Origin of the sequence: Streptomyces sp. WI03-4A (assembly GCF_033792105.1) — a bacterium.
GTDB classification, from domain to species: domain Bacteria; phylum Actinomycetota; class Actinomycetes; order Streptomycetales; family Streptomycetaceae; genus Streptomyces; species Streptomyces collinus_A.
The window spans coordinates 1-10,279 of the sequence record NZ_JARAUO010000084.1; the positions used below are offsets into that span (position 1 = coordinate 1).

The window sequence follows — 10,279 nt, forward strand, 5'->3', positions numbered from 1 at the left end:
GCCGCTCGGGCCGCGGGCGGCCGCGCCGAACTGCTGCGTGAGGCCGCGACCGCGCTCGCCGCGGCCCACGCGGCGGCGCCCGGCGACAGCCGGGAGCGGGCCGAGGCGGCCCTGGAACTGGCCGGCTGCCGCCGAGAACTGTGGCAGCTCACGGCGGAGAGCGAGCCGCTCGCGCAGGCCCTGGAGGTCCTGGACCCCGGCCTCGCGCCCTGGCCCGGGCTCGCCGAGCGGGCACGGGAGTGGTTCTCGTCCCGGCCCGGCGACGACCCGGAACCCGTGGCCGACGGTGAGGCGCTTCCGGGTGGTGACGCATTCTCCGGTGCTGAGGCGCTTCCCGACGGAGGCGCGCTCCGCGACGGCCAGGCGCTCCCCAGCGGGGATGCGCTCCCCAGCGGTGACGCGCTCCCCAGCGGTGACACGCTCCCCAGCGGTGACGCGCTCCCCAGCGGTGACACGCTGCCCGGTGGTGACGCGCTCCGCGGCGGTGACACGCTGCCCGGTGGTGACGCGCTCCGCGACGGCCACGCCCGCCCCGGCAGTGACGTGCTCCCCGAGCCCTGCGCCGAAGCGGCCGAGCCTGACGCCGACGCGGCCGAGTCCGGCGCCGACCCGGCCGCGCCCGCCACCGAGGCGCGCGCACCCCGGCCCCAGGACGACGTCACGGTCACCGCGGCGCCCGCGCCCCGGCCGCAGGACGACGTCACCGTCACCGCCGCGCCCGCGCCCCGGCCCCGGGACGACGTCCCCTGGGCCGTCACCGCGCACCGGTCCCGGCTGCTGCTGCGCGGGCGGATCCTGCTCGATCTGCGGCACCCCGGTGCCGCCGCCGGCGAGCTGCGCGAAGCCTGCGCGCTGCTGGACGCCGAGGCGGCCGCCGACGCCGTACGCGCGCCGGCGCTGCTCGAACTGGCGCGAGCGCTGCGGGAGTCCGGCGCCGAGGACGGCGAGACCCGGCAGGCCCTGCTACGGGCCCGGCGGTCCGCCGGGGACGACCCCGGTCTGCTGCTGCCCTGCCTGGCCGCGCTGGCCGCCTTCCACGACGCGGCGGGCGAGGCCCGGGAGGCCGACGCCGCGTACGAGCGGGCCGCCCTGCTCGCCCCCGCGGAGGGCGCCCTGCGCTGCCGGCTGCTCACCTCCTGGGGCGAGTCGCTGCTGCGGCGGGCCTCCGCGCGCGACGGCGCGGGGACCGTGGACCGGGCCGAGTACGTCCTGCGCGAGGCGCTGAAGTCGCTGCCCGCCCGGTCCACGCAGCGCGGCCGCCTGCAGGGCCTGGTCGGCAGCGCGCTGGCCCAGCGGTTCCGCCATCTGGGCTTCCTGCCCGACCTGTTCGAGAGCCGGCACCTGCTCGGGCAGGCGCTGCGCGCGGCGGCCGACGCCGCCGTACGGGCCGAGGTGTGGCTGCAACTGGGCCGGGTGCGGCTGGAGGGCTGGTACCACGCCGGAGCGCCGGTGCTGATGGACGCGCTCCAGGCGTACGAGAACGCCGAACGGGAGGCGCAGTCGGCGTACGGGGCCGACCCCGGTTCGGCGACGGCGGCCCGGGCCCGGTACGGCAGCGGGACGGTGCTCGCGCTGATGGGCCGGCCCGGCGCGGCACGCGGGGCGTACCGGGCGGCGCGCGAGCAGTGGCAGCGGCTGGTGGCCGCGCTGCGGGAGGTGGACTGGGCGGACGTCGAGCTGTCCCGCGCCGCGCCCGTCGAACCGCTCGCCGGCGCGGGCCGGCTGATGCCGGAGGAACAGTGGCGCGAAGCGGCTCCGCCGTGGTGGCCTTGGACTCAGGAGTGGAACAACTCGGCCGAGCTTGACCGGAGTTGATCCCGGCCGGGTTTCTGCTTCCGGCCTGTCGGGAAGAACTGGGCAGCCGTCACGGCCGTGCGGGGCGGGCGTGGGGCAGGGAGGAGCCGAGGTGGGGGAGCCAAGGACACGGGGGGCCGGCCTCGGCCAGGGCGCCGAAGGGAGCCGGGTCCCGCCCGACCTCACCGGCGTCGACCTGCGCACCTTGCGTGCCGCGGACGACCGGCAGCTCGTCGTGGCCGCGCTCCGGGTGCTGACCTCCGCCCACCGGCTGCACGAGGTCTGGTACTCCGGCAGCGATCCCGACGGCGTGGCGGGGCAGGCCGCCGGGCATTCGTTTTCGGCCGCCTGCGTCCAGCCGTACACCGGCGAGGAACCCCGCGGATGACCTCGGTGACCGTGCCCGGGCTCCTCACGGAACTCGCCGGCACCCGGCCGTCACCCGACGGCACCGCGGCCCTGCGTGCCGTACTGCACGCCCGCAGGCTCCTGACCCTGAAGGCCCTCCTGTTGCGCTACGAGCGGCAGCGCGCCGAACTGCGGCCGGAGACGTGCGCGCGCTTCGAACGGGACTGGTCCCTGCTGGAGGCGGCCGAACGCACGGACGCCGACGCCGTCCGCGAGGTGGTCGACTACCCCCTGACCGGCGCCTGGCTGACCGAGGCGCTCGCCGCGCCGCCTGGCCCGCCCTTCGAGCGGCACCTGGCCCACCTCGGCGGACTGGCCGCCGCCGCGGCCGTCCGGGCCGGCTGCCGCCGTGGTGTGACGCGCGTCGATCCCCCTCATTCGCTGCACCTGCCCGGTCTCGGCACCCTGGGCGGGCCCGCCGACGGACCGCCCGGGACCGCCGCCCCCGCCTACCGCGACGCCTCCGCCGCCTGGACGCCGCTGGCCCCACTGGCGGGCGGCGCGGTCCTCGACGACCTCAACCCTTACCGGGTGCCGGCCAGCGGGATCGGCCCCGGCGCGCTGCGCGCAGCCGAGCGCGGCCGCGTCGACCACGAGCGCTGGAGCGGGCTCTGGGGCGCGGCGCACGCGCTGCTCGCCGCGGCCCACCCCGAGCGCGCCGCCGAGACCCGGGCGACGGTGCGCGCCCTCGTCCCGCTGGAACGCCCCGGCCTGACCGCCGGCCCCCCGATCAGCGCGACACGCCGGGCCGCCCCCGGCGCGGTCCTCGCCGAGCCGCCCCGGGACGCGGGCGCCCTCGCCGACCTCCTGGTGCACGAGACGCACCACACCAAGCTGGCGGCGCTCGGGGAGGCCGTCCCGCTGCTGCGGCCGGGCGCGGACACCCTGCACCGGGTCGCCTGGCGGCCGGACCCGCGGCCGGTGTCCGGTGTGCTGCAGGGCGCCTACGCGCATCTGGCGCTGCTGGACCTGTGGTGGCGGGCCCGGGCGGGACCGGCCGTGCCCCCGGGGTGGCGGCTGCACGCGCACAGCCGGTTCGAGGCCCACCGGGACGAGGTCGCCGAGGCCTTGTCCATCCTGCGCGATTCCAGTGAACTGACCTCTGCGGGAAGGGAGTTCGTCCGAGGCATGGACCGGCACCTGGTCCGGCTCGGCACACTGACCCGGCACCCGGCATGACGCCGTGTAGAGGTCCGGTTGCGTTACGTTATGCATGCGGTCGCCCAGCGTGGGACGGCGGCGGGAACAGGGAGCGGTCATGGCGGAGCAGCGGCGGTCGGGCGGAGACGGTCCTGGGGCACCGGAGCACTTTCTGGTGGTCTTCCCCGGATACCACCGTTCCTGGGCGGCATGGATCGCGTACTGCCTGGAGCGCCAGGGTCACCGCACCACCCTGCAGCGCTGGGACCCGCCGCGCGAGGCGTCCCTCGAGGACTCCCTCGGCGACCTGTTGCTGTCCAGCGGGCGCATCCTGCTCGTGCTCAACGACTGGTTCTTCGAGCTGGGCCCCCGGCCCGCCGGTGAGTGGAACGACGCCCTGCGCGGCTTCGTCGCCGCGCACGCCGAACGCTTCGCCGCCGTCAACCTGACCAACCGTCCGCTGCTGCCGGCCACGGCGGTGCTGGAGCCGGCCAGCCTGTGGGGGCTGGGCGAGGAGGCCGCCGAGGAGCGGCTGCTGGGCCGGCTCGGCCTGGAGCGCCGACGGGTCCCGAGGGCACTGCCGGGCAAGGTCCGCTACCCCGACAACCGCTGCGACATCTGGGGCGAGGTCCCGCGCCGCAACTCGCGCTTCACCGGGCGCGACGACCTGCTCAACGACATCCACCAGCGCCTCGCGGACGCCGAGCAGGGCGCCGCCGCCTGCACCCTGCTCGGCATGTCCGGCATCGGCAAGACCCAGCTGGCCGCCGAGTACGCGCACCGCTTCAGCACCGACTACGACCTGGTGTGGTGGGTCAACTCCGACGACCGCAACATCCAGCGCGACCGGCTGGGCGAACTCGCCGTGGAACTCGGCCTGCCCATCGGCGGCGAGCCCGGCGAGCGCATCCGCGCCGTGCGGGACGCCCTGCGGCGGGGCGAGCCGTACGGCAACTGGCTGCTGGTCTTCGACGGCTGGGACGACACCGAAGGGGTCAACGCCCTGCTCCCGCAGGGCAGCGGCCACGTCCTCGTCACCTCCCGCAACCGCGCCTGGAGCGAGCACGGCGAAGTGGTGCAGGTGCCCACCTTCCTGCGCAGCGAGTCCACCGCCTACCTGATGCGCCGCGCGCCGCACATCACCGCGGCCGAGGCCAACGAGGTCGCCGAGGAGTTCGGCGACGTGCCGCTGCCGCTGGTGCAGGCCGCCTCCTGGCTCGGCGAGTCCGGCATGGACGTCCCCGAGTACCTGCGCATGGTGCGCGAGGGCAGCCTGTCCACCGTCGACGAACCGGCCTCCGGGGAGGACTTCCCGCAGTCCTCGCTGACCTCCTGGTCGATACTGCTCAACCGGCTGCGCGGCGCCCAGCCGCAGGCCATCGACGTGCTCAGCCTCTGCACCTCGTTCGCGCCCGGCCGGATCCCGCTCGGCCTGATCCGGGCCTACCCGCGCGCCGAACTCCCCGAGGAACTGCGCTGGATGGCCACCGATCTGCCGGCCTGGACCCGGGCGCTGGACACCCTGGTCAACTACTCGGTGCTGACCCGGGAGACGCGCGGGCCGGTGGGCGCCGAGATGGGCCCGCACCAGGAGTCGGTCCACATGCACCGGCTCGTCCACGACATCGTCTCCAAGCTGACCAGCGAGGACAGCCGCACCCGGCACCGCCGGGCGGTGCGCACCCTGCTCGCCGAGGCCGACCCCGGGAACCCGGCGGACAGCCGGACCTGGCCCCGCTACGCCGAGCTGCTGCCGCACCTCGAACCCTCCGGCGCCCTGGCCAGCAACCAGCCCCGGGTGCAGGAGCTGCTGCTGAACTGTCTGCGCTACTGCGTGCGCAGCGGCGAGTACAACAGCGGTCTCGACCTGGTCCGCAAGATCCGTGAGGCCTGGTCGCAGTTCATGGACCCGCTGGCCCAGCCGGTGCTGGACCTGACCACCCAGCAGAGCAACATGCTGCGGGCCAGCGGCAGGTTCCGCGACGCCTACGACCTCGACCACGCCGCGCTGGACAAACTCCGGGCGGCCCCGCAGCCCAACGTGCTCGGCGAACTCGTCACCCGCAGCGCCATGGCGGCCAGCCTGCGCCACCTGGGCCGTTACCGGGAGGCCGACGACCTCCAGCGCGAGGTCCTGGCAGGCAACGAGCGGCTCCTCGGCCAGGACGAGCCGCCCACCCTGGTGGCGCGGCACAACCTGGGCGTCGGCCTGCGCCTGCTCGGCCGCTACGCGGAGGCGTACGAACTCGACCTGGAGACGCTGGCCCGCCGCGAGAGCGTGCTGCGCGCCCGGCACATCACCACCCTGAACTCGGGCAACGCCGTCACCCACGGCCTGCGCCTGCTGGGCCGCTACCGCGACGCGCTGGTCCGGCAGGAGCCCGTGGTCCGGCTCCATGTGCAGGTGCTCGGCCAGCAGCACCCGCAGACCCTGGAGGCCCGCGCCCAGCTCGCCATGTGCCGCCGCCGCGAGGGCAGCCACGCGCAGGAGGTGGGGCCGTCCATGGCGACCCTGCTGGAACAGCTGGAGCAGCTGCACGGCCGCGAGCACTACCGCACCCTGGCGTTCCTCACCAACTACGGCAACTTCCTGCGGGAGCACGGCGACCTCAGCCAGGCCCGGGACCTCATCGACGAGGCCGAGGCCGGCTACCGCTCCCTGCTCGGCCCGGCCCACCCCGTGGCCACCGGCATGCTCTCCAACACCGGCCTGGTCATGCAGGCGGCCGGCGAACGCGCCGAGGCGATGGCGATGTTCGAGGCGGCGCTCGCCGGGCTCAGCGCCACGCTGGGCACCGAGCACCCCTGGGTGCTGGGCTGCGCGCTCAACGCGGCCAGCGCCCGCAACTTCAACGGGCGGATCTCCGACGCCGTGGAGCTGAGCCGGGAGACCCTGCGCAGAGCGCAGCGGACCCTGGGCCCCCAGCACCCGCTCACGCTGTCGGGCCAGGTGGCGCTCGCCGCCGACCTGCGGGCGGCACGCGAACAGGAGGAGGCCGGAAAGCTGGAGGAGGACGGCCTCCTGGGCCTCACCCGCACCCTGGGCGCCCAGCACCCCCACACCATCTCGGCCCGCCAACGCACCCGCCCCTACTGGGACTTCGAAGCCTACCTGGGCTGAAGCGCCCCGAAGGGGCGCGGGGAACGGCGCGAACAACCCCGACGGACCCGCACCCGCGCACGCTCCGAACGGCCCCTCCGAACAGGCGAAGGGCCCGGCACCGAGCGGAAACTCGACACCGGGCCCTCGAAAGCAGCGGCCGAACCGCCGGAGGCCTACGCCTCGAACACCTCACGCACCAGCTGCTCCTGCTCCGCCTGGTGGCGCTTGGCGGAGCCGACCGCCGGGGACGAGCCGTGCGGGCGCGAGATGCGCCGCAGCCGCTCGCCGGCCGGGATGTCGGCGCCGACCGCCAGGTCCAGGTGGTCGATCAGGTTGAGCGCGATGAACGGCCAGGCACCCTGGTTCGCCGGCTCCTCCTGCGCCCACAGGTACTTCTCGGCGTTCGGGTACTTGTTGACCTCGGCCTGGATCTCGCTGCCCGGCAGCGGGTACAGGCGCTCGATGCGGATGATCGCCGTGTCCGTGACACCGCGCTTGACCCGCTCGGCCTCCAGGTCGTAGTACAGCTTGCCCGCCACGAAGACGACCTTGCGGACCGCGGCCGGGTCCACGGAGGCGTCGCCGATGACCGGGCGGAACTGACCCGACGTGAACTCCTCCGTCTTCGACGCGGCGGCCTTCAGACGCAGCATCGACTTCGGGGTGAAGACCACCAGCGGCTTGTGGTGCGGGTTGTGCACCTGCCACCGCAGGAGGTGGAAGTAGTTCGACGGGAGGGTCGGCATGGCGACCGTCATGTTGTTCTGGGCGCAGAGCTGCAGGAAGCGCTCGACACGGGCCGAGGAGTGGTCCGGGCCCTGGCCCTCGTAGCCGTGCGGCAGCAGGAGGGTGACGCCGGACGTCTGGCCCCACTTCTGCTCCGCGGCCGAGATGTACTCGTCGACGACGGTCTGGGCGCCGTTGACGAAGTCGCCGAACTGCGCCTCCCACATGACCAGCGCGTCCGGGCGGGCCAGCGAGTAGCCGTACTCGAAGCCCATGACGGCGTACTCGGACAGCAGCGAGTTGTAGACGTTGTAGCGCGCCTGCTCCTCGGCGAGGTACATCAGCGGCGTGAACTCCTCGCCCGACTCGCGGTCGATGAGGACCGCGTGGCGCTGGCCGAAGGTGCCGCGCTGGGAGTCCTGGCCGGACAGGCGGACCGGGGTGCCCTCCAGCAGGAGGGAGCCGACCGCGAGCGTCTCGCCCATGCCCCAGTCGATCGTGCCGTCCTCGACCATCGCCGCGCGGCGCTGGAGCTGCGGCAGCAGACGCGGGTGGACGTGGAAGGTGTCCGGGATGTTGACCTGGGACTCGGCGATCCGCTTGACGACCTCGGAGGAGATCGCGGTGTTCACGGCGACCGGGAAGTCCGCCTGCGGGTCCGAGACGGGGCCGGAGGCCGGCTGGGAGGCGGCCTCGCGGACCTCCGTGAAGACCTTCTCCAGCTGGCCCTGGTAGTCCTGCAGGGCCTGCTCGGCCTCTTCCAGGGTGATGTCGCCGCGACCGATCAGGGACTCGGTGTAGAGCTTGCGCACCGAGCGCTTCTTGTCGATCAGGTCGTACATCAGCGGCTGGGTGAAGGCCGGGTTGTCCGACTCGTTGTGACCGCGGCGGCGGTAGCAGATGAGGTCGATCACCACGTCCTTGTTGAACGCCTGGCGGAACTCGAAGGCCAGACGCGCGACGCGCACCACGGCCTCCGGGTCGTCGCCGTTCACGTGGAAGATCGGGGCCTCGATCATGCGGGCCACGTCGGTGGCGTACATCGACGAGCGCGAGGACTCCGGCGCCGCGGTGAAGCCGACCTGGTTGTTGATGACGATGTGGACCGTGCCGCCGGTGCGGTAGCCGCGCAGCTGCGACATGTTGAGGGTCTCGGCCACCACGCCCTGGCCCGCGAAGGCCGCGTCGCCGTGCAGCGCGACGGGCAGGACCGTGAAGTCCGTGCCGCCCTTGTTGATGATGTCCTGCTTGGCGCGGGCGATGCCCTCGATGACCGGGTCGACCGTCTCCAGGTGGGACGGGTTGGCGGCCAGCGAGACCTTGATCTGCTCGCCGTCCAGGCCGGTGAAGGTGCCCTCGGCGCCCAGGTGGTACTTCACGTCGCCGGAGCCGTGCATCGACTTCGGGTCGAGGTTGCCCTCGAACTCGCGGAAGATCTGCGCGTACGACTTGCCGACGATGTTGGCGAGGACGTTCAGGCGGCCGCGGTGGGCCATGCCGATGACGACCTCGTCCAGGCGGGACTCCGCGGCGGAGTCGATCACCGCGTCGAGCAGCGGGATGACGGACTCGCCGCCCTCCAGCGAGAAGCGCTTCTGGCCGACGTACTTCGTCTGCAGGAAGGTCTCGAAGGCCTCGGCCGCGTTCAGGCGGCGCAGGATGCGCAGCTGCTCCTCGCGCTCCACCTTCGAGTGCGGGCGCTCCACGCGGTCCTGGATCCACTTGCGCTGCTTGGGGTCCTGGATGTGCATGAACTCGATGCCGGTGGTGCGGCAGTACGAGTCGCGCAGCACGCCGAGGATGTCGCGCAGCTTCATCAGCGACTTGCCGGCGAAGCCGCCGACCGCGAAGTCGCGCTCCAGGTCCCACAGGGTGAGGCCGTGCTCGGTGATGTCCAGGTCGGGGTGCTTGCGCTGCTTGTACTCCAGCGGGTCGGTGTCGGCCATGACGTGGCCGCGGACCCGGTAGGAGTGGATCAGCTCGAAGACGCGGGCGGCCTTGGTGACGTCGTCGTCGTGGGAGGCGTCGATGTCCTTGAGCCAGCGGACCGGCTCGTAGGGGATGCGCAGCGCCTCGAAGATCGCGTCGTAGAAGCCGTTCTCGCCGAGCAGCAGGTTCGCGACCTGGCGCAGGAACTCGCCGGAGGCGGCGCCCTGGATCACCCGGTGGTCGTAGGTCGACGTGAGCGTCATGACCTTCGAGATGCCGAGCTTGTTGAGGGTGTCCTGGGAGGTGCCCTGGAACTCCGCCGGGTAGTCCATGGAGCCGACGCCCATGATCACGGACTGGCCGGGCATCAGCCGCGGCACGGAGTGCACGGTGCCGAGGCCGCCGGGGTTGGTCAGGGAGACCGTGACACCGGTGAAGTCGTCCATCGTCAGCTTGCCGTCGCGGGCGCGGCGGACGATGTCCTCGTAGGCCTGCCAGAACTCGAAGAAGTTCAGCGTCTCGGCCTTCTTGATGGCGGCCACGACGAGCTGGCGGTCACCGTTCGGCTTGACCAGGTCGATGGCCAGGCCGAGGTTGACGTGCGGCGGCTTGACCAGGGTCGGCTTGCCGTCCTTCTCGCCGAACGACCAGTTCATCGCCGGCATGGCCTTGATGGCCTGCACCATCGCGAAGCCGATCAGGTGCGTGAAGGAGATCTTCCCGCCCCGGGCGCGCTTCAGGTGGTTGTTGATGACGATCCGGTTGTCGAACAGCAGCTTCACCGGGACCGCGCGGACCGAGGTGGCGGTCGGCAGCTCCAGGGAGGCGTTCATGTTCTTCGCGACCGCGGCGGCCGGGCCGCGCAGCGTGATCAGCTCCGGGCCCTCGGGCGCGGCGGCTGCGGGGGCGGCCTTGGCCGTCGGCTGAGCGGGCGCCTGTGCGGGCGTCGCCGGCTTGGCCGGGGCGGGGGCGGGGGTGGCGGCCTCGACGGCGGCGCGGCGCCGCTCCAGGTACTCGTCGATGCCGCGCGGCAGCATGCGCAGCGTCGCGTCGCCGAGCAGGGCGAAGGTGCGGTCGGTGGTGCGCTCCAGGAAGTACCGGTCGTGGGAGATGACCACCATCGAGCCGGGCCAGCCGTCGAGCAGGTCCTCCAGCTGGGTCAGGGTCTCGATGTCCAGG

The 10,279-nt window shown here is 73.5% G+C and carries 4 protein-coding genes and 1 pseudogene; 4 read left to right on the top strand and 1 reads right to left on the bottom strand.

Annotation, left to right across the window (positions count from 1 at the left end):
• The 4 genes and pseudogenes from PV343_RS39855 to fxsT all read left to right on the top strand — a co-directional run.
• Window positions 1-1,815, top strand: a pseudogene (locus PV343_RS39855) (hypothetical protein); the annotation flags it as partial.
• Window positions 1,816-1,906: 91 nt separating this feature from the next.
• Window positions 1,907-2,182, top strand: coding sequence for a hypothetical protein (locus PV343_RS39860; RefSeq protein ID WP_319151950.1), 276 nt, complete (start codon window positions 1,907-1,909; stop codon window positions 2,180-2,182).
• Window positions 2,179-3,381 carry an aKG-HExxH-type peptide beta-hydroxylase gene (locus tag PV343_RS39865; RefSeq protein ID WP_319151951.1) on the top strand — a complete coding sequence of 401 codons (1,203 nt, stop codon included), beginning with the start codon at window positions 2,179-2,181 and terminating at the stop codon, window positions 3,379-3,381. Before PV343_RS39860 ends, PV343_RS39865 begins: the two co-directional genes overlap by 4 nt.
• 79 nt (window positions 3,382-3,460) lie before the next feature.
• Window positions 3,461-6,463, top strand: coding sequence for an FxSxx-COOH system tetratricopeptide repeat protein (gene fxsT, locus PV343_RS39870; protein ID WP_319151952.1), 3,003 nt, complete (start codon window positions 3,461-3,463; stop codon window positions 6,461-6,463).
• 155 nt (window positions 6,464-6,618) lie between these two features.
• Here fxsT and PV343_RS39875 read toward each other — a convergent pair whose 3' ends face one another.
• The gene (locus PV343_RS39875; RefSeq protein ID WP_319151953.1) at window positions 6,619-10,221 is read right to left on the bottom strand and encodes a multifunctional oxoglutarate decarboxylase/oxoglutarate dehydrogenase thiamine pyrophosphate-binding subunit/dihydrolipoyllysine-residue succinyltransferase subunit; all 3,603 of its coding nucleotides are present in this window, start codon (window positions 10,219-10,221) and stop codon (window positions 6,619-6,621) included.
• Between the last annotated feature and the right edge of the window lie 58 nt (window positions 10,222-10,279).

Coding starts and splice junctions, on each gene's coding strand:
- fxsT (WP_319151952.1), top strand. CDS start 3,461: ATGGCGGAGCAGCGGCGGTCGGGCGGAGACGGTCCTGGGGCACCGGAG.
- PV343_RS39875 (WP_319151953.1), bottom strand. CDS start 10,221: ATGGTGGTCATCTCCCACGACCGGTACTTCCTGGAGCGCACCACCGAC.
- PV343_RS39865 (WP_319151951.1), top strand. CDS start 2,179: ATGACCTCGGTGACCGTGCCCGGGCTCCTCACGGAACTCGCCGGCACC.